Origin of the sequence: Vibrio variabilis, assembly GCF_003263785.1 — a bacterium.
Classification (GTDB): domain Bacteria; phylum Pseudomonadota; class Gammaproteobacteria; order Enterobacterales; family Vibrionaceae; genus Vibrio; species Vibrio variabilis.
In genome coordinates this window covers 217586-241599 of sequence record NZ_JYJK01000073.1, presented here as the reverse complement: position 1 = coordinate 241599, position 24014 = coordinate 217586, and the positions used below count along the sequence as shown (strand labels likewise).

General features: G+C 46.0%; 18 protein-coding genes and 7 pseudogenes. 15 read left to right on the top strand and 10 right to left on the bottom strand.

Annotated elements, in window-relative coordinates; genetic code table 11:
* Positions 1 to 242: 242 nt before the first annotated feature.
* The 6 genes and pseudogenes from TZ48_RS12025 (at position 243) to TZ48_RS12000 (ending at position 6413) form a co-directional block, all read left to right on the top strand.
* Complete coding sequence (locus TZ48_RS12025; RefSeq protein WP_112479315.1) at positions 243 to 1250, top strand: putative 2-aminoethylphosphonate ABC transporter substrate-binding protein; 1008 nt, start codon at positions 243 to 245, stop codon at positions 1248 to 1250.
* 172 nt (positions 1251 to 1422) lie between these two features.
* Positions 1423 to 2528 (top strand): annotated as a pseudogene (locus TZ48_RS12020) (putative 2-aminoethylphosphonate ABC transporter ATP-binding protein).
* A 45-nt stretch (positions 2529 to 2573) separates the two neighbouring features.
* A pseudogene (locus TZ48_RS12015) lies at positions 2574 to 4276 on the top strand (putative 2-aminoethylphosphonate ABC transporter permease subunit).
* 49 nt (positions 4277 to 4325) lie between these two features.
* Positions 4326 to 5033, top strand: a complete 708-nt coding sequence (gene phnR, locus TZ48_RS12010) for a phosphonate utilization transcriptional regulator PhnR (protein WP_112479314.1) — start codon at positions 4326 to 4328, stop codon at positions 5031 to 5033.
* Positions 5034 to 5121: 88 nt separating this feature from the next.
* A pseudogene (locus tag TZ48_RS12005) lies at positions 5122 to 6021 on the top strand (EamA family transporter).
* A 101-nt stretch (positions 6022 to 6122) separates the two neighbouring features.
* On the top strand, positions 6123 to 6413 hold the full coding sequence (locus TZ48_RS12000) for a hypothetical protein (RefSeq protein WP_042495170.1): 291 nt from the start codon (positions 6123 to 6125) through the stop codon (positions 6411 to 6413).
* A gap of 74 nt (positions 6414 to 6487) precedes the next feature.
* Here TZ48_RS12000 and TZ48_RS11995 read toward each other — a convergent pair whose 3' ends face one another.
* From TZ48_RS11995 to TZ48_RS11975, 5 genes are all read right to left on the bottom strand, one after another.
* Positions 6488 to 6937, bottom strand: a complete 450-nt coding sequence (locus TZ48_RS11995) for a PTS sugar transporter subunit IIA (RefSeq protein ID WP_042495172.1) — start codon at positions 6935 to 6937, stop codon at positions 6488 to 6490.
* Positions 6934 to 8190, bottom strand: a complete 1257-nt coding sequence (locus TZ48_RS11990) for a PTS ascorbate transporter subunit IIC (protein ID WP_112479312.1) — start codon at positions 8188 to 8190, stop codon at positions 6934 to 6936. The genes TZ48_RS11995 and TZ48_RS11990 overlap by 4 nt, the downstream gene beginning before the upstream one ends.
* A 12-nt stretch (positions 8191 to 8202) precedes the next feature.
* A complete protein-coding gene (locus TZ48_RS11985) occupies positions 8203 to 8472 on the bottom strand; it encodes a PTS sugar transporter subunit IIB (RefSeq protein WP_042470938.1) in 270 nt (89 codons plus the stop codon).
* Between the two features lie 291 nt (positions 8473 to 8763).
* Positions 8764 to 9249 (bottom strand): hypothetical protein, encoded by a 486-nt coding sequence (locus TZ48_RS11980; RefSeq protein ID WP_112479310.1) that lies wholly within the window; start codon positions 9247 to 9249, stop codon positions 8764 to 8766.
* 77 nt (positions 9250 to 9326) lie between these two features.
* Positions 9327 to 9458 (bottom strand): helix-turn-helix domain-containing protein, encoded by a 132-nt coding sequence (locus tag TZ48_RS11975; RefSeq protein ID WP_112479309.1) that lies wholly within the window; start codon positions 9456 to 9458, stop codon positions 9327 to 9329.
* A gap of 107 nt (positions 9459 to 9565) precedes the next feature.
* Between TZ48_RS11975 and TZ48_RS11970 the strand changes: the two genes are divergently transcribed.
* Positions 9566 to 10198 (top strand): flavin reductase family protein, encoded by a 633-nt coding sequence (locus tag TZ48_RS11970; RefSeq protein ID WP_112479308.1) that lies wholly within the window; start codon positions 9566 to 9568, stop codon positions 10196 to 10198.
* On the opposite strand, the pseudogene TZ48_RS11965 reads toward TZ48_RS11970, so the two are convergent.
* The 3 genes and pseudogenes from TZ48_RS11965 to TZ48_RS11955 form a co-directional block, all read right to left on the bottom strand.
* A pseudogene (locus TZ48_RS11965) lies at positions 10195 to 10934 on the bottom strand (DeoR family transcriptional regulator). The gene TZ48_RS11970 and the pseudogene TZ48_RS11965 overlap by 4 nt on opposite strands.
* Positions 10935 to 11215: 281 nt before the next feature.
* Positions 11216 to 13638, bottom strand: a pseudogene (locus TZ48_RS11960) (formate C-acetyltransferase/glycerol dehydratase family glycyl radical enzyme).
* Positions 13639 to 13643: 5 nt separating this feature from the next.
* Positions 13644 to 14549, bottom strand: coding sequence for a glycyl-radical enzyme activating protein (locus TZ48_RS11955; RefSeq protein ID WP_112479361.1), 906 nt, complete (start codon positions 14547 to 14549; stop codon positions 13644 to 13646).
* Between the two features lie 171 nt (positions 14550 to 14720).
* Here TZ48_RS11955 and TZ48_RS11950 point away from each other — a divergent pair.
* A pseudogene (locus TZ48_RS11950) lies at positions 14721 to 15394 on the top strand (fructose-6-phosphate aldolase).
* A 55-nt stretch (positions 15395 to 15449) separates the two neighbouring features.
* Here the strand turns inward: TZ48_RS11950 and TZ48_RS11945 are convergent.
* A pseudogene (locus TZ48_RS11945) lies at positions 15450 to 15979 on the bottom strand (dihydrofolate reductase family protein).
* Positions 15980 to 16211: 232 nt separating this feature from the next.
* Here TZ48_RS11945 and lhgO point away from each other — a divergent pair.
* The 3 genes from lhgO (at position 16212) to TZ48_RS11930 (ending at position 19208) form a co-directional block, all read left to right on the top strand.
* Positions 16212 to 17444 carry an L-2-hydroxyglutarate oxidase gene (gene lhgO, locus TZ48_RS11940; RefSeq protein WP_112479307.1) on the top strand — a complete coding sequence of 411 codons (1233 nt, stop codon included), beginning with the start codon at positions 16212 to 16214 and terminating at the stop codon, positions 17442 to 17444.
* Positions 17445 to 17538: 94 nt separating this feature from the next.
* Entirely contained in the window at positions 17539 to 17961 is a 423-nt protein-coding gene (locus TZ48_RS11935) for an N-acetyltransferase (RefSeq protein ID WP_112479305.1), read from the top strand.
* Between the two features lie 83 nt (positions 17962 to 18044).
* Positions 18045 to 19208 carry a MalY/PatB family protein gene (locus TZ48_RS11930; protein WP_112479304.1) on the top strand — a complete coding sequence of 388 codons (1164 nt, stop codon included), beginning with the start codon at positions 18045 to 18047 and terminating at the stop codon, positions 19206 to 19208.
* A gap of 49 nt (positions 19209 to 19257) precedes the next feature.
* Here TZ48_RS11930 and TZ48_RS11925 read toward each other — a convergent pair whose 3' ends face one another.
* Positions 19258 to 19803: a TetR/AcrR family transcriptional regulator gene (locus TZ48_RS11925; protein WP_112479303.1), complete on the bottom strand. Its 546-nt coding sequence runs from the start codon at positions 19801 to 19803 to the stop codon at positions 19258 to 19260.
* A gap of 278 nt (positions 19804 to 20081) precedes the next feature.
* On the opposite strand from TZ48_RS11925, the gene TZ48_RS11920 reads away from it, so the two are divergent.
* The 4 genes from TZ48_RS11920 to TZ48_RS11905 all read left to right on the top strand — a co-directional run bounded on the left by TZ48_RS11920 (position 20082) and on the right by TZ48_RS11905 (position 23969).
* Positions 20082 to 20957 (top strand): SDR family oxidoreductase, encoded by an 876-nt coding sequence (locus TZ48_RS11920; RefSeq protein ID WP_112479302.1) that lies wholly within the window; start codon positions 20082 to 20084, stop codon positions 20955 to 20957.
* Positions 20958 to 20973: 16 nt separating this feature from the next.
* Positions 20974 to 21657 carry a DNA alkylation repair protein gene (locus TZ48_RS11915; protein WP_112479300.1) on the top strand — a complete coding sequence of 228 codons (684 nt, stop codon included), beginning with the start codon at positions 20974 to 20976 and terminating at the stop codon, positions 21655 to 21657.
* 117 nt (positions 21658 to 21774) lie between these two features.
* The gene (locus TZ48_RS11910; protein ID WP_112479299.1) at positions 21775 to 22806 is read left to right on the top strand and encodes a metal-dependent hydrolase; all 1032 of its coding nucleotides are present in this window, start codon (positions 21775 to 21777) and stop codon (positions 22804 to 22806) included.
* 191 nt (positions 22807 to 22997) lie between these two features.
* On the top strand, positions 22998 to 23969 hold the full coding sequence (locus TZ48_RS11905) for a calcium/sodium antiporter (protein ID WP_112479298.1): 972 nt from the start codon (positions 22998 to 23000) through the stop codon (positions 23967 to 23969).
* Positions 23970 to 24014: the final 45 nt, after the last annotated feature.

Sequence of the window (24014 nt, the reverse complement as noted above, 5' to 3'; positions counted from 1 at the left end):
CTTGATTCTCGGTTTGGACTATACCAATAAGTTGCGATTACTCTAGCAATCGAAAATACGCGTCGTAAAGTATCAAAATCAATATTCATAAAAGTTTCACACGTAGGAAAAGCCGCTTTAATTAGCCGTCCAATCCAACTTAATTTAGTAAAACTGCCACTTTTCGTTCATTTAATCGTCATAAACCAAAATTAAGGTGGTTTGTATCAACTGGTACAGACCAAATCTAACTGGAGACGACAATGAAAAACCGTTTGATGAAGGGAACACTGGCTACACTGGTTTCTCTATTAGCCACTAACGCATTAGCAGCAACAGAAGTCACTGTGTACACCGCTTTCGAAACGGACATTCTTGCGAAATACAAGAATGCATTCGAGAAAGAGAACCCAGACGTGAAAATCAAATGGGTTCGCGACTCAACGGGTATCATGACAGCGAAGCTTTTGGCGGAGAAAAACAACCCGCGTGCTGAAGTGGTTTGGGGTTTGGCTGGCTCTTCCATGGCATTGCTAAAAGAAGAGGGTGTGCTTAAGCCATATGCGCCGAAAGGACTAGAAGACCTGAAGCCGAGCCTGAATGATCCCCAGTCAAACCAAGCATGGTTTGGTAATGATGCTTTCTTTAACGCTATCTGTTTTAACGAAGCCGTGGCTAAGCAGCTTAACCTTCCAAAACCACAATCTTGGGAAGATTTGACCAAGCCGATATATCAAGGTCATATCGCGATGCCAAACCCGGCATCTTCAGGTACAGGTTATATGCAAGTCTCCGCTTGGCTCCAAAACATGGGTGAAGACCAAGCTTGGAACTACATGAAAAATCTCGATAAAAACATTGCACATTACACGCACTCAGGCTCTAAGCCATGCGTCCAAGCAGGAATGGGTGAGGTCGCTATCGGTATTTCTATGGCGGTTCGTGGTGCTAAGCTGATTAACCAAGGCGCGCCTCTTGCAGTGATCACGCCAAAAGGGATTGGCTGGGAGTCAGAAGCCGTTGGTTTGGTGAAAGAATCGGATGCGGCTAAGCGCGTCGTAGATTGGTCTGTGTCTAAGTCGGCAAACGAGCTGTATGTTGAATCTTACCCGGTGGTTGCTCATAAAGCGGTAACCGGTAATGTTAACAACTACCCTGAAGTTCAAGGGGCGATGGCCGAGATGGACTTTGGTAAGATGGGGGCAGAACGAGCTGAGGTTCTTAAAACTTGGTCTCAGAAGTTTGATGCTAAGTCTGAACCGAAATCCTAATAGACTTGTGTAAATTCTAATGGGGCGATCAAGAGATCGCCCCATTGTCGTTTTAATGAAAGCCAATAAACCAGTTCAAAAAATTCTGCACTGCAATCTACCTGCTACAAAACTGTCATGCCGATGAAATAAACCAGATTTAAATTTGGTATATACCATTGGAGAGACGACGATGACAGTATCCAACCCTTATCTAAATATCAAAAATGTGGTGAAACAGTTCGGTCAGTTCACGGCATTAAAACAAATTTCGCTTGCCATCAATAAAGGCGAGTTTGTCTGCTTCCTTGGCCCATCGGGCTGCGGAAAAACCACTTTGTTGCGTGCTATCGCCGGATTGGATCTTCCAACCTCCGGTGAAATTCATCAAGCGGATCAAGAGACTACTTTTCTGCCACCGGAAAAGCGCGACTTCGGAATTGTGTTTCAATCTTACGCGCTATTTCCAAATCTAACGGTGCAGGAAAACATTGCGGTTGGACTTAAAAATCAGGGTATGACCAACAAAGAAGCGCTGGAGAAAGTCGAGCACTGGCTAGAGATGATTGGTCTACCGACGTCTGGAAACAAGTACCCAAATCAACTCTCGGGCGGGCAGCAGCAGCGTGTAGCGTTGGCGCGCGCACTGGCGTTGTCTCCCGGTCTGTTATTGTTGGATGAACCTCTGTCGGCTCTGGATGCGAAAGTGCGTACTCATCTTCGTGAAGAAATTTGTCAGATGCAGCGTAGGCTCGGTATCACCACAATCATGGTGACTCACGATCAAGAAGAAGCGTTATCAATGGCCGATCGCATCGTGGTCATGAACCACGGCGTCATTGAACAAGTAGGTACGCCGCAAGAGGTGTATGAAAAGCCCGCGACTCGCTTCGTGGCGGATTTTGTTGGCAGCATGAACTTCATAGAAGCCTCGGTTGCATCGACCACCAGTTTACGTATCGCGGAAAGCATGTTGCCGCTGCCAACCTTGGACAATATGACGCTCGAGCAAGGCGATATTTTTGACCTCGCCGTGCGACCAGAAGGGCTGCGCTTTGTTGAGCGAGCATCCAATGCCATTCCGGTAAAAGTATTGGCGAAAGAGTTTCAAGGGGCGTTTTATCGCGTCGAAGTTCAGATGCAGCATGCCCCGACCTCAGCGCTATCTACATCGATGTGCCTATCAAGCGAGTGAACGAACTTGATTTGCGCCGCAACGACATTCGTTATATCGAGTTTGCAGAAGATGGCCTGTTAGGTTACGCCAGCAGCAAATCATCACTGGGCGCTGCAGCGTAGAGGCCGATGATGCAGATAACTTCAACATTAAATGCGAGTCAGACTATGAGACAGCGAGCAGCAACATTCACTGCACAGCATGTGACGGCGAAACTGAGCAAAGACAACATGGTGCTTTTCACTCTGTTAACTGTGCTGTTTGTTGGAATGGCGCTGTTCATTCTTATGCCGCTTTGGGCGATGGTGAAAAAGAGTTTGCAAAACAGTGAAGGAGAGTTTGTTGGACTCGCTAACTTTGCCAACTACTTTGCCACCGACAGCCTTTGGTTCTCACTCAGCAACACCATGACTTTAGGCCTTATTGTGACGGTTGTTGTAGGTGTGTTGGCATTCGGCTATGCGTTTGCTTTGACTCGCTCTTGCATGCCATTTAAAGGACTATTTCATTTGATGGGTACCGCGCCAATCCTCGCACCTTCTTTGCTACCTGCTATCAGCTTGATCTTTTTATTTGGTAATCAGGGCATCGCGAAGGAGTTGCTGCAAGGACATTCTGTGTATGGTTTGATTGGTGTTTCCCTTGGTTTGATCTTCTGGACGTTTCCCCATGCATTAATGATTTTAACCACCTCACTGCGAACCTCTGACGCGCGTTTGTATGAAGCGGCGAGAGCACTAAAAACATCACCAATCAAAACCTTCTTCATGGTGACGTTACCCGCTGCGAAATACGGTGTGATTAGCACGCTCATCGTGGTATTTACTCTGGTGGTGTGCGACTTTGGTGTGCCAAAAGTGATCGGTGGCAGTTACAGTGTCTTGGCGACAGATATCTTTAAGCAGGTCGTCGGACAGCAAAACTTTTCTATGGGTGCGGTGACGAGTATTTTGCTGCTGTTGCCCGCGGTACTTGCATTTGCCGTAGACCGCTGGGTTCAGAAAAAGCAAAAGAGCATGCTCGACACGCGCTCGGTGCCTTATCAGCCGTCACCGAACAAGTTCCGTGATTCGCTATGTTTTGTATACTGTTTGCTGGTGTCTCTTGCTGTGCTGGCAGTATTGGGCATGGCGGTGTATGGCTCGTTAGTGACTTTCTGGCCGTGGAACAAAGCCTAACACTAAACAACTATAACTTTGCTGAAATGAGCACCTATGGCTGGAGCCCTTACTTTAACTCATTGAAGCTGGCGACTTGGACTGCGATCATCGGCTCAGTGGTGATTTTTGTCGGCGCTTACTGCATTGAAAAAGGTCGTGCGTTCGCGCCAATTCGCCAAGCGATGCAAATGATGAGTGTGATCCCGATGGCAGTGCCGGGTTTGGTATTGGGCTTGGGTTACATTTTCTACTTCAATGATGCCAACAACCCATTGGGCGTGCTTTATGGCACCATGGCGTTCTTGGTAATTAATACCGTAGTGCATTACTACACTGTGGGACATATGACGGCGCTAACCGCTCTTAAGCAGCTACCGGCTGAGATTGAGGCCACAGCTGCATCTGTCAAACTGCCCCAGTATAAGCTGTTTTTCAAAGTGTCATTGCCGTGTTGTTTGCCGGCGGTGTTGGACATTGCCATATATCTATTTATCAACGCTTTAACAACGACGTCGGCAGTAGTATTCTTGTATTCAACCAATACGATTCCAGCGTCAGTGGCAGTACTGAACATGGATGATGCTGGCCAAACGGGCAGCGCAGCAGCGATGGCGGTGATGATTATGCTTTCCGCGGCTATTGCGAAACTGCTGCACATGTTGGTCGGAAAGTTGTTTGAAGCAAAGACTCAAGCTTGGCGTAAACGCTAATATTGAAATGTAGGATCGTGGGTAATGACGATTGATATAAGGATGCCAAGTGCAATACGTAAAAATTAAAGACGCTATCGTTGAGCAAATTGAGTCAGGAATGCTGTCTCCAAGACAAAAGCTACCTGCAGAGCGAAAGCTAGCAGAGTCATTTGACACCACCCGTGTCACTTTGCGAGAGGCACTTTCATTGCTTGAAGCAGAAGGGCGCATTTATCGCGAGGATCGCCGAGGCTGGTTTATCTCACCAGAGCCACTGCGCTATGACCCAACGCAAACACTCAACTTTACCAATATGGCGATTGCTCAAAATAGGCAGCCGCGTACCGAGCTTCTGTCGGCAAAAGGGATCCTAACGACCAAACAAGCGGCGCAACTGCTTGAACTGCCGCCATTCTCTGATATTTATCGGGTTGATAGGGTGCGTTTTCTAGAAGAGCGTCCAGTCGTTTTTGTCACCAACTTCATCAGGCCTGAGAAGTTTCCTGAATTGCTCAACCTTGATTTAGCTGGCGCGTCGCTGACAGATATTTATCGTGAAAAATACGGCGTGGTTTATGCCAAGGTGAAGTATCGCGTGACGACAACTTCACTGTTAGGCGAAGTGGCTCAAGCATTAAGAGCGACATCGGGCACCCCAGCAATGATGGTTGAGCGCATCAATTACAATCAACATGGTGAGCTGATTGATTGTGATATTGAGTATTGGCGCCATGATGCCATCAGCATAGAGTCTATCGCTCAGCTTGAACGTTAGTTCTTCTCTCTAGTTTCTACTAGTACTACGCCTCTACACCAAGCAGCATTGTATTAATGCTGCTTTGTTTTTCTACATGGATTTTGTTTTGACTCTTTACGCTGCACTTCTCGTCATTTTCTCCGCACTCCTTCACGCGGGTTGGAATATTCTTGGTAAATCAAACAGCGGCTCTGGCTACTCCTTTACTTTAGGTGCTGCGCTTTCTCAATGCTTACTACTTGCCCCGTTTATGGTTTGGTGTTTTGTCCAAATCGGGAGCAGCAACGTTTCCGCTCACTTTTGGGGACTGCTTGGTTTGAGTGCTGTTGGCAGGTGATTTATTTGGTGGGGCTTCTCAATGCCTATAAGCAGGGCGACGTTGGTGTTATCTATCCCATTGCGCGTGCGCTGCCCGTATTAATGGTTGGCGTTGGTGCTTGGTTCATTGGCCAATCGCTTGAAGTCAGTGCTTGGATAGGGTTTGCGATTCTAACGTTGGGTTGTTTACTGGTGCCTATTAAAACCTTTAGACAACTGACGGTGAGTGCTTATGCCAACCTTGGCGTATTATGGGCGTTTGTGGCGGCTATTGGTACCACCATCTATCAATTGTCGACAAAGAGGGGTTAACTGGTTGATGACCGAGACCTCTGCTTTGACTCCTCACCACATAGCTATCCTCTACCTAGGATTACAAACGGCTGGTATCGCAGTGTTACTCTTGATATGGCTACTTATCACTCGGCAGTTTGAACAGCTTTCGTTAACTTGGAAATACAAGCGTCAGTCATCTATCGCTGGTGTCATGATGGGGCTGACTTACGGCATTGTATTGTTTGCAATGACGATGGTTGAGAATGTTAGCTATGTGGTCGCGCTTCGCCAAGTCAGTATCATCTTTGGTGTATTTATGGGGATGTGGTTTCTCAAAGAGCCGTGGCTCAATACGCGTATTTTTGGGGTGGCTTTAGTGAGTGCGGGTCTTGTTATCGCGCTCGCGATCTAAAAATACGGCAAGAATGACATTGATCCAATCCATGTAACCGGGGCGAGAACTAGTGTACACTCTGGCAGTAACTCTATGATTAAAATGGAATTGAGTAATACATGCGATTGGAACACGTTATTGAGATCATTGAACACACCGACTCAGACCTATTTGCAGACGCGATTGAGCAGTTTAACGCGCAGGGCATAGTAACCGATGGCCAGCTGCCCTTTTTGGATGTTGTTTATCAATCGGCGCCTGACGCAGTATGTCAAAGGCTAGCATCGGCGGGCTTTAAAGGGCGACCTCAAGTAACTAGTGGCATCTTGTTCAACGGTTTTGTCATCTTTAATGCGGAAATGTTCGATAAAGAGCGCGCGTTGCACTTGGCCGCTGAAGAAATCAAATAGACAATTCGACTTCATAAAAAAAGCCCTTGTATCTGCATACAAGGGCTTTCTATTTCAAGCGTATCTTATTGAGGTTAGTACTTTTTCAGAATCTCAATAATCTCAGCTTCGTTTTGTGCAGCGATGATAGCGTCAACGTCATCTTCGTTTTGGAACAGTTCAGCCAGCGCCATAATGGTTTGGATGTGGCTGTCTGAATCCATTGCCGCTAGTGTGATTGAGAAGTAAACGTCACCGTTATCTTCTGACTCTAAATCCACACCGTTCTTGAACACAGTCACTTGAAGCGCCGCTTCGTTTACACCGTCTTCTGGGCGAGCGTGAGGCATTGCAATCTTTGGAGCCAGTACATAGTAAGCACCGATTTCTTTGTGCTTCTCTTTGATAGCTTCAAGGTAGCTTGCTTCAACCTTGCCTTGCTCTAGTAGCTTTGAACAAGTGATGTCCAGTGCTGCGTCAACCGATAGATTTTCTTCGTTGCAGATAACGATGCCGTTATCGCCGATTAGATTAAAGATACTCATTGAACCAACCAACCTAGAATTAGACCAACAACACCGAAGTCAAAGTCAGCAAACGTTGTTGCTTCTAGACCAAGACCACCTAGAACCGGTAGCAGTAGCATTGGTAGGAACGAGATACATAGACCTTGGGTGAATGCACCAAGAACCGCACCGCGTAGACCACCCATCGCGTTACCATAAACACCTGCTGCGCCACCTACGAAGAAGTGAGGTACAACACCGGCTACAATAATCGTCCAGTCAAATGCACCTTGGATACCCATAGCCACAAGACCAGCAGAGAAGGACGATAGGAAACCAATCAATACTGCATTAGGCGCAACTGGGAATACCATTGGACAGTCTAGTGCTGGTTTTGCGCCCGGTACTAGCTTGTCAGAGATGCCTTTAAATGCTGGAACGATTTCCGCAATCAACATTTTCACACCCTGAAGAACAATGTACACACCGCCGGCAAACGTTAGTGATTGCATAAAGGTGAACACAACCCAGTTTTGACCGCCAGACACGCTTTCTACAAATTCGCCACCTGCAAAGATAGAAGCAAACATGAAGAAGATAGCCATAGTCGTTGCAACCGCAACAGGCGTATCACGCAAGAACATTAGGCTCTTTGGTACGTTGATATCTTCTGTTGATTTAGATGCATCACCGAACTTGCTACCAACGAAGCCCGCAATAAGGTACGAGAACGTTGAGAAGTGACCCATAGCTAGCTGGTCAGTGCCCATTACTTTTACAGTATATTTCTGTGCTAGAGCAGGCATGATAACCATCAGCGAACCAACGATAATAGAGCCCATAGCCACTAGCATCGCACCTTGAATTTCCGCTGTAGACAGGATTACCGCAACCAGCATAGACATAAACATGGTGTGGTGACCTGTAAGGAAAATAAACTTTAGCGGAGTGAAGCGCGCTAAAATAATATTCACAAGGAATGCGAAAAACATAATTAGTGCCATTTCGTAACCGAACGCTTCTTGTGCTAGAGCAACAATTGCTTCGTTATTCGGAATAACACCACTTACGCCAAAGGCTTCTGTAAATACAGTAGAGAAATTATTTAGTGCGCCAACAAGTGCGCCAGCACCGAAACCCAAAATTAGGAAACCCATTACGGTTTTAATAGTGCCTTTTAGAATGGTCGATACATCAGCTTTCTGGGCAATTAAGCCCACGAAAGCTATTAGACCTACCATGATTGCCGGCTCTTTTAATAAGCCAAGCATAAACTCGAAGAAATTTTGCATTACAACGGTTCCTTACATGAACTTTTTCAATTGTTCTTCGATAGAAGCTTTATCAAAAATATTCGCAAGGCTTACAATGTTTTCTTTACCAGCGTCAGCTAGTTGGTTAGCAACGTCTGTTGCAGCTACCCAAATATCAGCAGTGCTTGACGCTGCAGATGATAGATCTTCATGATCAACTTCGGCATCCAGACCAATTTTACCTGCTACTTCTTTAACTGCCATTTCCATCATCAGTGAAGTACCAAGACCATTTCCGCATACAACCATAATCTTTTTCATATCATCATTCTCTTGTGAGTTTATAGGGGAGGAAGGCTTTTCCTCGCTATTGGATGGTACAAATCATATCCAAATTGACCAAAACAACAATAGACCTGCGTCACAAAACCAAATTGACCTTGTGACGTGGATCGCATTAATTTGAGTTAAAGTCTCGATTATGACGTCTTTAACTCTTAAGTGTTATGGTTCACTGAGAAGTATAGGAAAGGGTGGTGTTATTTGTAGTGTAAATGGGTGGGTTTTTGATTATACAAGGCGCTATGAATGCAATGGCAGTGCAGAGAGTTATTATTTACCGTAGTCAGTAAGCATTTTCTTAAGCATTTTATTTACATCTTTAGTTTTCTTATTTCTTTTAGTGAGTGCACTCAAAGAAGTTGGAAGTTGCGGCTGTTCGTTTTCTAAATCAGCTTCATTACTACTCTCGCGTAGTTTTTGTACTGCTGGACGAAGCATGCGAATTTCTTCGCCTTCTTCAGTCTCTAATAGAATAACATTCTCAGACTCAACCTGAGTGATGGTCAGTAATCCATGTTTTGGAGATAATACCGTTTCTCCAACCATCGACGATTGAATGGGAGCTGCTCGGTCAGTAATTTGACCTGCACGCAGTTTGGAAGCCGTGGTAGAGCGAATATTGCCCGTGTTCTCAAATGCAACAATCACGGTATGTGTGTTGTAATAGTCAATAACTGTTACAAATCCATGTGACTTTGTCTCAAATCTAGCACCTTTTTGCATATCTATAGGTGCTTCCATTTTTTTGAACTGCATGTGAAACTCGGTAATCGTTTATCTTAAAGTATTAATGAAATTATACACCTTTAAATATATTTATAGAAGAAGTGGAATTAGGTGAGTTGGCGATTTTGTCTGTTTCGAAATGCGGAAGGTGAAAGTTGAGTTACTTTCTTAAAGGCTCGATTGAAGTTGCTAACATCCTGATATCCCAGCTCAAACGCGACTTTCTCGATAACGTACATGGTAGCAGTGACCACATAGTGAGTAAATCAGTGTCACTGTGATCGAAACACATCTAACTTCAGTACCTTATTTCACCTCAATGTACTTAACTTAGGTAGCGATACGCATGCATGTGACAAATCAAGACATACGAAACCTAGAAGACCGTTATCGTGCCAACTTCGTCAATAGCTTATCTGGCTTTAAAAGCGCCAACCTTGTAGGCACTGCCGATCATGAAGGAAACACCAATCTCGCCATAGTGAGTTCGGTCTTTCATTTGGGAGCCAATCCGCCATTAATAGGGATGATTTCCAGACCGCATTCGGTTACCAGGGACACGCTAGAGAATATTCAGTCGGTGGGCGAATACACCATTAATCATGTAAATAGCGGCATCTGGAAACGAGCACACCAAACATCGGCGCGATACCCAAAAGAGGTGTCCGAGTTTGAAGCCGTGGGACTAACACCACAATGGCAAGAGGGCGTTCGAGCACCTTTTGTGGCAGAGAGTCGACTCAAATACTCGCTGGCGCTTAGAAGCAGTCAAACCATCGATTTGAACGGGGTGGTGCTGCTTATCGGAGAGATCACGCATTTGCACGTGGAGCGAGAGGCGATTGCGGAGGGTGGTTACATTGATATTGAATCGCTAGGCAGTGTCGCGGTATCAGGTTTGGACAACTACCATGTGACCGATAGTTTGGGGAGGCTCACTTATGCCAAGCCTCACACCAAACCAGAGATATTTGGCTAATCGACAATGACCTCAACGCCCTTGGACTTAAGGTGTTCAAGTATGTCTTTTGGGGCAGCTTTATCCGTGATAAGTACTGAGATCTCTTCTGTGCTACCGATGGATGATGGGAATATCTGTCCGAACTTACTGGAGTCGGTCAACACCACATTGCGGCGTTTCTTACCTAAGATGGTACTGGCGATGTCTGCACGCATCATGTCTCGGCTGGTAAAGCCGGTATCAATATCAAAGCCATCGATACCCAAGAAGGCTGTGCTGAAGTGAATGTTTTCAATACATAGCTTGGTTAGCGGGCCGACCAAGCTCTCTCCCTGATGCTGATAGACGCCGCCCAACAGAATAATGTTGGCTGAGGTGTGGCGAATTAAATGAGCGATGTAGCAGACGGTGTGATGATAGTAACATCGCCACGCTCTGCTAAGGTTCGAGCCAGCAAGGCATTGGCACTACCACCTTCAATCAAAACGGTTTCATTTGAGGCCACAAGATCGGCAGCTTTATTTGCCAGTTGCTGCTTGATGTCGAAGTGCACCTCTAGGCGAGACTCTATATCGTCACTTTGCAGCGAAACCGCTGCGCCATGAACCCGTTTTAGGTAGCCGTTTTGTTCTAAGAAGTTAAGATCTTGACGAATGGTGACGCCAGACACACCCGTTAGTTCAGACAGCTCGCTGACTTGTACTCGAGTTCTGTCGTTAACGAGGTTGAGGATTTCAGATTGTCTGGAGTTCATAGTCTCTCCTTGGGGCGTTTGGCTTCAACTTTTGAAACGTTTGATTTGGTGATGATGTGATTAAATGGATGGTGCTTACTTCAGCAAGATTCATGCCTGCGCAGGAATGACGAACGCAGTGACCAGTCATCCCGAATAATAGCGTCATCCCTGCGTAGGCAGGGATCTACTTAAAGCGATCACCAAACAAAAAGAGAGCTATTATAGCTCTCTTTCATTTAAGTTTCATTCGAAAGCCTAGTTCTTCACAAAAAAATGCGAAATGAAGTTTCTAGCTTGAATCAAAGCTCGTGTTCAGTACGCGCGATAATGTCGTCTTGAGCATCCGGTGACAGCGCAGTAAAGAACGCAGAGTAACCCGCGACACGAACGACCAAATCACGATATTGCTCAGGGTTACGTTTCGCGGCGAGCAGTGTTTCTCTCGATACGATGTTGTACTGAACGTGCCATCCTTTGTGGTGATTGAAGAAGGTACGAATCAACATAGACAGCTTGAGTTTGTCGCTTTCAGATGCAACGGCTGCTGGTGATAGTTTCTGGTTGAGTAGTACGCCCCCAAAATCTTATCAGCTTGGATCTTGCCAACAGAGTTGTAGACCGCCGTAGGCCCCAAACGATCAGAACCTGAGGAAGGGCTCGCGCCTTCAGCAAGTGGAGTCGTCGCTTTTCGGCCGTCTGGTGTTGCCATAGTAGACGCGCCAAATGGAACGTTCGCAGAAATACTCGATGTACCTGCATAGTAACCCCCACCAATCGGGCCACGACCATGACGGGTATTGACGAAGTTATTTAGCTCGTCGATATACACCCGGTACGCTTCAGCAAGCAGTAAATCGACAGAGTCATCATCGTTTCCGTATTTTGGTGCAAAGTTTAAAATGCGTTGACGAAGCTGCTCCTGCTCTGAGCCTTCAAAGTTTTCTGCTAGCGCCTTAGCAAGCTCAGGTTGGCTGATTTGCTGTTCATCAAACACAAGATGTTTGATAGCGGCTAGGCTGTTACCGAGGTTAGCGATACCCACTTGTAGACCAGACACCCAGTCGTATTTTGCACCGCCTTCTTTAACGGTTTTGCCGCTAGGTAAGCAGTTGTCCACTAATGATGAGCAGAAGATATCTTGAGCTTGCTGCTCCAGAACCGTATCGACGACTGTATCAATTTCAATCGACTTTCTGGCGTAGTAGCGAACTTGGTCGGCCCATGAACTCATGACTTCATCCATATTGGCAAAGTTGCCCTTCGCCAACGACTTGTCATGCGGCAAGAAGCACTCTCCAGTCGTCGCGTCTTTGCCTTCGTTGAGAGCGGCTAGCAAGATACGAGCGACGTTAATAAAGCTCATGCCTGTACAGCGATATCCCCATTTACCCGGAACAGCGGTCTCGATACAGCCGATTGAAGCATAGTTGTAAGCATCTTCGCGTTCGACGCCTAGCTTGATGAACTCAGGGATCACAATCTCATCATTGTTGAATGCCGGCATACCAAAGCCACACTTGATGACTTCGATACAGCCCATCAAGAACTCTTGATTAAGCCCTTCATGATAACGAACGCTTAAGTTTGGTTGCGTAGAACGAAGCTGGCCGCATGACTCAAGGATTGCCCAAGATAAAGGGTTTACGGCATCCATTGGCTCGCCGTTCTCACTGAGCTTTTGACCACCGATACACACGTTTTGGTATAGAGGAGAGCCTGCTGACGCTTTAGAGTGAGCACCGGAACGGATCTTGTTCACTTCAAGCAGTTTTAGCCAGCAGCTTTGCAGCAATTCTAGAGCGAAGCCATGCTCAAGTTTACCGCTGTTGATATCCGCAACGTAGTAGTCGTTCAAATACTGATCCATGCGGCCGAATGATACCGAGTGACCGTTCGACTCAATTTGCAGCATAAGCTGAACAAAATAGCTTAGCTGTAGTGCTTGCCAGAAGTTTGTTGGTGCATGGTAAGCGATGTGTTCACAGTTGCTTGCGATAGTAGCCAGTTCTTGTTCACGCTTGGTGTCTGCTTCGGTTTTTGCCATGTTAGAAGCAAGCTCAGCAAAGCGTAAAATGTGCTGCTGTATAGCACGAAGTACGATGTCTACCGATTTGTAGAACTGCTCCTTTTTCAACCCTTCATAGCTAGAGATATCATTGGCTCGGCGGTAATCGTCGACTTCCGTGATCAAACCATCTAAACCTAGAGCCAAGATCTTTTCATTGTCGACGGCAAGGTGTGCGTCACCAGAGGTCATGTTGCCTTCTGCTTTGATGATAGTACTTGCAAGAATGGCCTCTTGCTCATCGGTGAACATGCCATAACAACGATCTTGTACTGTTTTACCGCGCCAGTATGGCGTCAGTGAGTGAATGACTTCTTTGTCTTCTTCGGTGACATGAAAGCCAGCACCCGGGCGATCAGCAAGACCGTCGATCTCCGCTTCAATCCAGCGCACTGTGTATTCTGGGAAAATTGGCGCCGCGCGCAGTTTGCTCGCTTGGTTACCAACGATCAACTCGTTGTTGTCGATCCAAATAGTGCGCGTTCTTAAGTGTTCCTCAAGTGCGAGGGCACGTTGCACGATCACTGGCTTATCTTCATTCTCACGATAAACCTTAGTGTACGCCTCGGCACGTTCTGTACAGATCGGTGGCGTTACAATGTTCACCAATGCTTTTTTATGGTCTTGAATACGCTGTGGTAAGTAGTTGAGTTCCATAGTCATTAACCTCGTACGATTACGTTCATATGTGAATACTGCTTTGCGTGCTGTTGCGCGTATTCAAGCAGTTCAGGATTGTTCAGTGGTTTGTCTGCACATAAATAAGGCATATCGAGCAGACGATATTTGTTGATGCCCAAAGTGTGATAGGGCAGTAAGTGAATCTCTTTGCAGCTTTCGAGTGACGCTGCGAAATCAATAATGTCGGCCAGTTCGGTTTCGGTATCGTTGAAGCCCGGTACCACAGGTACTCGGATCACAATACGCTTGGCAATAGGTGCTAACTTTTGGAAGTTCGCCTTAATGCGCTTCAAGGAACCGTGCGCCCATTGCTGGAATTTTTCGTCGTTGGTGTGTTTGAGGTCAGCAAGCCAACAGTCTATAAATGGCGCTGTTTGTTCGACGTTCTTCCAAGGAACATGCATACAAGTTTCAATCGCTGTGTTGACGTCTTGCTGTTTTAGTTGGCTCGCGATAGACGAAACGAGCTCTGACTGCATAAGCGGTTCACCACCAGAGAAAGTCACTCCACCACCGCTTTGATCATAAAAAGGCTTGTCTTTCATGAGCGTGTTGATGAGCATCTCTTCTTTTGCTTCTTCACCACACACGCTTAGCGCTTGAGTTGGGCATACATTTTTAAGGGCGATGATCTGTGATTGGTCGAGCGTCTGACGATTTATTGTAATATCACCGCTGTCTTGAGACCTTTCAATTGAAGGGCAAGCATCGCTACAAGCATTGCAATCGACTAGACAGCTACGCTCATCAAATAGCAATGAATGTTTAGGGCTACGACTTTCAGGGTTCTGACACCACGGACAAGCTAAGCTACAACCCTTTAGAAATAGTATGCTGCGGATACCATCGCCATCATGTGTAGAAAATCGTTGTATGTTGAAGTACATGGTTACCTCTAACTTTTCGCCTTTCATTTAAAGTAAACTACTGCTTTCGTTAAATGAAATTTAAATCTTTCATATGAAGTTTGTTTTGATCGAAGTCAAGATCTTAAACATTCCGCAGATCTATATTGTTCACAACATGAGATTGCTCAAATAAAGAACTGAGAGATGACTATGATTGAATTGTACTTAGATACCGCAGACGTAAACGAAACCGCGCGCTATAGCCAATGCTTCCCGTTGAAGGGCATCACCACCAACCCTACGATTGTTGCGAAATCGGGTACAGGCTTAACTGAGACGCTACAGTCAATGTCAGAAGTACTAGGAAAAGAGGCGCGTTTCCATGCTCAGGTAGTGAGCAAAGACGTTGCTTCAATGGTGGCGGAAGCCAAAATGCTTAATGAACTTCCTTACGATATGGTAGTGAAAGTGCCAGCGACAGAAACCGGTCTCGCTGCGATTAAGCTTATGAAAAAAGAGGGTATTCAGGTACTGGCTACCGCTATTTACACCGCTCAGCAAGGCTTTATGGCTGCGCTTTGCGGTGCTGATTATCTCGCGCCGTACGTTAACCGCATTGATGCAATGAATGGCGATGGTGTTGCGGTGGTGCGAGATATTCAAACTCTTATTGAAAAAAATGGGTTGTCGTCGAAGATCTTGGCGGCCAGTTTTAAGAATGTTCAGCAGGCGATGGACGTGATGAAGCTAGGTATCGGCGCGATAACGTTGCCGGTGGATGTCGCTGCACAGATGTTCTCACACCCAGCGATTGAACCTGCGGTTGAGCAGTTTGATAAGGATTGGAGTGGGGCGTTTGGGGTAAGCTTTCATTTGAAAGTTAAAAACTGTAGGGCTGGCTTGATCTAAAAGCCAGTCTCTGTTTGTGAGAGGTTGACCTTATACCCTCACAAACCGATTTTTCACAATGCAATCCGCATATCTTACAGCTGACTCGTGCCTAAACTTCAACGGTTTATCTAACTCACCAAACAGAGGAATCCCTCCGCCCAGCAAAACTGGAATCGTGCTAATAATCAGTTCATCGATAAGATCTTCATTGAGGAAGCTCTGAATGGTTTTACCGCCATCAATATACAGGTCGTTGTAACCTTGAGACGCTAGGTCGGCAACGATGTTTTTAAGTTCGCCTTTGACCAAGAAAACTTTGCCCTCAAGACCCTCAGGTACCTCAGTCATCGTGTTGCTCAACACAAACACAGGTTTTGAGTATGGCCAGTCACAATCAAAGCTCAATACGATCTCTAGTGTATTACGTCCCATAACCAGAGCGTCAACTCTGTCCATAAACTCAGCGAAGCCGAAGTCGGAACCTTCTGGGTTTGGAATATCATGCAGCCAATCAACGCCGTTATTTTTGTCGGCGATATAACCATCAAGCTGGTGGCGATGTATACGATGTTGGCCATATGAGGCTCCTGAGTTGTGTTTTGGATAATTGCATATTTTCGTCGAAAGTATATTACCGCCTCGAAACTATGGAAAGTTTACAGGTCTTCGTTTTAGTTCTAATTAACTGTGAATGAGTGCCCGGTTTAGCGTGCTGTAAGATTTTAAATGTAAAGCAGTGACGCCAGCACTTCCTCACTAGAGACGTACAGGGTATGGTGAGAACATTCAAGTTGCTCACAAGGAAAAGTGATGTCAAAAGTCCATGATTTCATAGTGATTGGTGGCGGTATTGTTGGGGTGTCAACGGCGTGGCAGTTAAAGCAAAAATACCCTCACGCATCGATAGTGTTGGTCGAGAAAGAATCGAACTTTGCCAAGCATCAAACTGGCCATAATAGCGGTGTGATTCACGCGGGTGTCTATTATCAACCGGGAAGCCTCAAAGCGGATTTTTGTAAGCGCGGCGCGGAGGAAACGAAACGTTTTTGCGCGAAGCACAACATTGCTGTAGAGAACTGCGGAAAACTCTTAGTCGCTACAAACGCAGTTGAGAAACAGCGAATGGATGCTCTCTATGAGCGCTGTATCGAAAACGGTATCGATGTATCGCTGCTGAGCCAAACAGAGCTGGAACAAATTGAACCCAACATCACTGGGTTGGGGGCGATAAAAGTAGAAGCAACCAGCATTGTTGACTATCAATTGGTCACACAAACCATGGCGGAGCAGTTTCGGTTACTTGGAGGTAAAGTGCTGTTGTCGACGGAAGTCACAGCGTTAAAAGAGCAACAAGATTGGGTCGAACTCAATGGCATGACCAATGGAACACCAACCACTCTACAAGCCCGCCAACTCGTCGTTTGCGGTGGGCTGATGGCGGATCGATTGGCGTCGATGATGGGTATTGACGTCGACTTTCAAATCATTCCTTACCGCGGCGAGTATTATCAGCTACCAGCTAAGCATCATGACATCATTAGCCATCTCATCTATCCAATCCCAGATCCAGAGCTGCCGTTTTTAGGTGTGCATTTAACTCGAATGATTGATGGCTCGGTGACGGTGGGGCCGAATGCGGTGCAAGGCTTTAAACGGGAAGGTTATGGGCGTATCAACTTTAGCCTTGAAGACACGATTGATATGCTCAAATTCTCGGGCTTTTGGCGTGTATCACTTACGAATTGGAAATCGGGTCTGAGAGAGTTTAAGAATTCTATTTGGCGTCCGGGCTACCTTCAGCTAGTTCAAAAGTACTGCCCATCCATCAAGGTGGATGAACTCCTGCCTTATCCCGCTGGTATTAGAGCTCAGGCAGTGATGTCTGATGGCAGTTTGGTACACGATTTTTTGTTTGCTGAGACCGCTCGCAGCCTACATGTTTGCAATGCACCATCCCCGGCGGCTACCTCCGCTATCCCTATTGGTGAATACATTTGCAGTAAAGTTGAGGCCAAACTGCAAACTTTAGAAAATATCGACTGATTTCCCTTTGTGATCATAATTTCCAGCTACTATTGAAGTCGTGCCTCGGCACTGAGAATCGTATTTTGAGCAAGCTAGGAAACGGAATACCCTCATGATCAGAGAATACAACGAAGCAGATATCGATAGTGTTTTAAAAGTTTGGCTGACCGCTTCTGTCGAGTCTCATGATTTTGTAGAGCCAAGGTTTTGGCACGACAAACTCGATGATATGCGCAACGTCTACCTTCCAAACTCAGAGGTTTATGTTTACGAGCACGCTGGCCGGGTCATTGGTTTTTATGCGTTAGCAGATGATCAATTAGCAGCACTCTTTGTTGAGCCGCAAGCGCAAGGCGGCGGTATTGGCATGCGTTTGATTATGGATGCTCGCAAGAAGCGCGACTCGCTCTCGTTCTCTGTCTACAAAGACAATTGTCGGGCGATTGGTTTTTATCGTCGCTGCGGGTTTACGATTGTTGATGAATCGACAGACCCCCATACAGGACACTTACAATTAACCATGTCGAGCCACTAGCTCTATTGAAATCAAGAGTTTAAACTGGCTCTATTGTTTCGAAAATGCGCTATTTAGTTGGCGTGGTGAGATAGGGACTGGGCATGTTTGACTTTGATGAGATTGTAGAGCGTAGAGGAACCCATTCAGCAAAATGGGATGAGATGGAAGCGAGCTTTGGCGTTTCTACTGATGATGGTCTTCCGATGTGGGTCGCGGATATGGACTTTAAAGCGCCACAGGCCGTCAACCAAGCGCTTGTCGATGCCGCTGAAAACGGTGTTAATGGCTACTACGGTGATGACTCGCGCTATAAAGCATCCGTTGTTAACTGGATGGGTAAGAGGCATGACTGGCAAGTGTCTCCTGATTGGATTGTCACTTGTGCAGGTCTCGTTCAAGGGACAGCACTTTGTGTCCAAGCTTACACTGGGCCCGGTGATGGCGTTATTTTGTTCACGCCCGTATACCACGCATTCTCAAAAGTCATTAAAGCAAACCAACGTGTTGTAGTAGAAAGCCCATTGGTTCAACAGCACGGTCGCTATGAAATGGATCTTGCTGCGCTTGAAGCAAGTCTTAATGGCACAGAGAAGCTCGTGATCATGTGCTCACCGCATAATCCGGGTGGTCGCGTATGGACAGAGCAAGAGATCCAAGACCTCGCTAACTTTTGTGCGCGTCATGATCTGGTACTTGTGGTCGATGAGATCCACCACGATCTGGTTTTCCCTCCTAACAAGCATACCGTCGCGACACTCGCTGCCCCCGAACATGAGCAAAACATGGTGATTCTGGCAGCGACAACCAAAACCTTCAACATCGCTTCTGCGTTAACCGGCGCTGCTATCATCCCGAACCCTGAACTTAGAGATAAATTTAAGTTTGTGCTCAATGCTGCGGGCATAGGGCCAAACCGAATGGGCATGTTAATGGCAACGGCGGCCTATGAACATGGTGAAGCGTGGTTAGAGGCTTTGGTGGAATATCTAGATGAGAACCGTCGCTTATTTGATGAAGGTATCAACTCGATCAAAGGTTTGAAATCGATGCCGCTCGAGGCGACATACCTGTCTTGGGTCGACTTTTCAGAAACAGGTTTGGTACCTAAAGAGGTTATCGAGAAGGTACAAAGTGAAGCCAAAATCGCATCCAATCATGGTTCGACGTTTGGTTTGGGAGGCGAGCAGTTCCTTCGGTTTAATTTGGCAATGCCGCGCTCAAGAGTAATAGAAGCTATCGCTAGATTGCAGCGCGTGTTCGCTTAGCGAGTGATTGAACAAGGGAGCTTTCGCCTCCCTTTTCGTTGTGATGACTTTAGGCGATATGCTTGCCAACTAAGCTAGATACATAAGCATCTTCGAGCTCAGCGCCCGTCATCAGTTGGTGGTTTAAGAGCCCAAGCATCAAGGTATAGAGCTCGTTCGAGTGTGTGTTGCAGACATAGTCATTTAATAGCGCTAAGTACCTTTGATTCGCCACATTCATACTCGGGTCACTTGATACATTCTCATGTCCAATGACTTCAATGTAATCAGCGACAAGCTGCATTTCTTGAAAAAACCGTGGCGAAAGCTGCCTAAATATGGCGATAAAATTGTCTATTCGTTGAGAACGCGAGGCGTCTGTTGTTCTCGGGAAATCAATTAAAGCATCCGAATCAAAACTCACCATAGCCTCAGTCGCGGCCTTAAAGAGTTCATCCTTGCTCTTATAGTAATGATAAACAGCACTCTTGCTCATTCCTAACAAGTCACATAGTTGGCGCATACCCACGTTCTTGTAACCATGCTCTAAAAACACGGTCGTCGCTTTGAGGGCGATCTCTTGACGTCTCTTATCATGATCAACGATTTTCGGCATTTTTATCTCTAACTCTCTGAACCAATTCAATAATAGTAACACAGCCTTTATTATTTAGACCAACTGGTCAAAAAAGATCTTTACTCGATCAGATTGACGTTATACTTTAAAAAGACCAAGTGGTCTACAAAGAGTTTTGTTATGAATGTTAACAGGAGCTTCCCAAAGGTAAGAGGTGGTTTTTGGTGCGGTATTGATATGTTACTGGTGAGCCATATCTTGCGAGAAGAGCCGTATCGTCCCGAATCAGAGCAGACAGCAAAAGAGGAGATATAGGTATGTCACTAACCCAAAATATCTTAGTTGTTGGCGCGACCGGTTACCTAGGTCAGCACATCCTAAAAGAGTTGTTGATGCGAGAGGCTCGCTTCAAGGCGTTAGCTCGAAATCGCACTAAGTTAGAAGTAATGGGGCTAGATACGTCGCAGATAGTGGAAGCTCAGGTAACGAATCCTAAGCAATTGGAAGGTCATTTTAACGATGTTGATGTAGTGATTTCATGTCTAGGTATCACTCGACAACGTGATGATGTCACCTATATGGATATTGACTATCAAGCGAATCTCAATGTGCTTGAAGCGGCAGAAAAATCAGAGGTGAAAAAGTTCATCTACATTTCAGCCTTCGGTGCTGACCACCATCAAAACGTCAGATTGCTTGCCGCAAAAGAGCGATTTGCGCGCAGACTGTTAAACTCAGACGTGCTGGAACCTTGTGTCATTCGCCCAAATGGCTTCTTTTCTGACTTAAAAGAGATCTACAACATGACAGCCAAAGGAAAAGGGTATCTTTTTGGGCTGGAGGGTGTGCGTGTGAACCCGATTCATGGCGCGGACCTCGCTCGATTCTGCATTGAGGCGATTGATCGCACAGAACAGGAGCTAGATGTTGGTGGACCTGAGGTATTGTCTACGCGTGAAATGATTGAGCTTGCATTTAGTGCCCAAAGCAAAGAGTCGAAAATAATTGTTCTGCCAGACCTTATTCGAAGGTTTGGGCTTGTCATTGCGAGACGGCTACCAGAGAAATGGGGAGGGCCGGCTGAGTTTTTCCTGACTATGTTGGCGCAAGATGCCATCGCTCCTCGATACGGTCAACAAACACTTGGCGACTACTACATTCGCTGTTTTAATGAGGAGCACAGCGACAGCTAATGAATGTGGAGTAGTGATGCACGATTGGAGCATTGAAGTTAAACAGGCGCTAGAGCCTCTAAGAAACAGTGATAATGCCACCTTCATGAAGGCATACATGCGAGACCAGTATGAGTTCTATGGGATTCAATCAGGGCCAAGACGTGACGCGTTAAAAGTTCTATTCTCAAAACCGCATTTGCCCAGCTTAGAGGAATTGGCTGCTATTGTTGATGAGCTCTGGGCTTTACCTCAAAGAGAATATCAACTCGTTGCTGTCGATTTACTTATCAAGAAAAAGAAAGTGTTATCAGTATCTTTCCTTCAACACGTTGAGCGTTGGATCACGACAAAGTCGTGGTGGGATACGGTAGACATGTTGGCGACGCACATTGTAGCCAGCTTATTTCTGCAATTTCCGGATGAAGCAAGCAGTGTGATTAAGCAATGGCGCAAGAGTGACAACATTTGGTTAAGACGCACTGCAATCCTCTATCAGTTAAAGTTCAAAAAAAATACCGATCAAGATTTATTGTTTACCATCATCGCTGAAAACCAAGCAGACAAAGAGTTCTTTATTCAAAAGGCGATTGGTTGGAGCTTGAGGGAATACTCAAAGACTAACGCTGCAGCAGTGATTGAGTTTATCGATACTCAAAAGATTGAAGGATTGGCCAAGCGAGAAGGGCTGAAATGGCTAAAGTCCCAAAAGAAGATTTAGACCTTTGCAATCTAAATCCGAGTGGTCTTTTTTTTTTTTTAAATTAGTTACGTAAACTAGAGGAAGTTACGTAAGCTAAAACAAATAGTTAACAGAATTAGGGTTGATTAATCTTCAATGGACTCCGTTACACAAGCGGCCCTAGGGGCAACCGTTGCTGGTGCGATAGCTGGCAAGCAATGTAATGCAAAGGTACTTCTCACAGGCGCTGCGCTTGGTACTTTGCCAGATCTAGATGTCGTACTCGATTACGGTGATGCCGTAAGCAACACCATAAAACACCGCGGGTTTACCCATTCGTTGCTACTAATTCCTCTGTTTTCCCTTATTGTCAGTGGGCTATATTGCCGTTTAAGACCTGATACGTTTTGGTCCTTTAATCGCGTCTTTTCCTTAGTACTCAGCGTTCTCGTGACTCATGTTGCCATTGATGCGATGACGACCTACGGCACCCAGCTATTGTGGCCAATTCCCGGCTACTTTGAAGTAGGGAATATCTTCATCATCGATCCTCTTTATACTCTGCCACTTCTGCTCGGTATAGGCGTTGCTTTGTTCTCTCGTCAACGAGGAGGAGTGTGGTGTAAAGCAGTTGTTGCTGTATCGAGCTTGTATCTAGTTTGGGGCTATGCTGCGCAGCAAGTGATTGCCGATAGGGTAGAGCAGAACTTGGCTGCACAAAATATCAGTGATGAGCAGGTGCTGATTACCCCGTCTCCATTTAATACGCTGTTGTGGCGAGTGGTGGTGGTTGAAGGTGAACAGTATTTCGAGGGTTTGGCGTCGTTGCTCGATTCTGATAGTCAAATTGACTTCATTCAACGTTCTCGTGGCGAGTGGCCGCTAAAAGAAAAGCCAAAGACTCTTAAAGGATTAGAAGCGTTCTCTCATGGATTCTTGGGATATCGCCAAGACCAAGGAAAGCTTATCGTATCGGACTTAAGATTGGGTATGGCAGACAGTTTGGCGTTTGAATTCGTTTTTGCAGAGGCGAGAGCTAATGAAGAGTGGGAGCTGTTAGAAGCACCCACCCGGCATCCTAGTGAGCGTAGCTTGGATCAAATCTCCGTACTGTGGGAGCGTATGCTAGGCAATCAAGAGATTGATGCAAACTTGCAGAGGGTGGCCTTAAACAAAGCCAACGAATAATAGGTAGCACCAGCCATTGTGTATCCTGCGATAAAGACGAGCCATTCTAGGCTCGTTTTTTATCGTGACGATAAAAATCATTATTTGACGAAGCAATTCATGTAAGTTCACTATTCCCGTCCTAAAATTGTCACTGTTGACAGTGACTTGCTCGTCAAAAATACTCATCTTTCCCTAATGAGGACACGGATATGACACTTGCCGCTCTGGCGATTCTAATTGGTTTTATCTTATTGGTTTGGAGTGCAGACCGATTTGTTGATGGTGCGGCAGCCACCGCGAGTCACGCAGGCATGCCTCCTTTGCTTATCGGTATGGTGATTGTTGGTTTCGGTACCTCAGCACCGGAAATGGTGGTGTCTGCAATGGCAGCTGCTGAGGGGAATCCTGAGTTGGCATTGGGGAATGCGCTTGGTTCGAACATTGTTAACACCGGACTTATTTTAGGTGTCACCGCAATCATTGCGCCAATCATGGTGCAATCTGTGATTGTGAAAAAAGAGTTGCCGCTACTGTTCGCTATTAGCTTATTGCTAGGAGCATTACTTTGGAATGGTGTATTAGGTCGCGGTGAAGCTGCGATTTTGTTGGTGGGTTTTTTCAGCTTAATCAGCTGGAGTATCTACTCGGGAATCAAGGGTAAAGGTGACCCGCTTGAGACAGACACGCAGCATGAACTTGAAGAGAAAACCATGTCATTAGGCAAAGCAATCTTCTGGCTTGTACTAGGCCTTGTATTGCTGGTGGTGAGTTCACGTATTCTTGTTTGGGGCGCAGTAACGATTGCTCAATCTCTAGGCATTAGTGATTTGGTGATTGGATTGACGATTGTTGCATTAGGTACATCTTTGCCAGAACTGGCGGCTTCTATCGCAGCTGCTCGCAAAGGTGAACATGACATTGCGATTGGTAACGTCGTCGGCTCAAACATGTTCAATATCCTCGCGGTAGTGGGTATTGCAGGCATGATTTCGCCAATTGCGAATGTGCCAGAGGCTGTTCTCTCGCGTGACTGGCTAGTGATGATGGCGATGACGGTAGCGCTGTTCTTTATGGCTTACGGATTTGGTCGCCAAGGGCGCATCAATCGATTTGAAGGAGCAATGCTGCTTACAGGCTACGCTGCTTACAACATCTGGCTTGTTGTCTCTGTTACAGCCTAACTGCGTAACTGTTTTTTGAAATGAGCCCGTGATTCACTTTAGTGA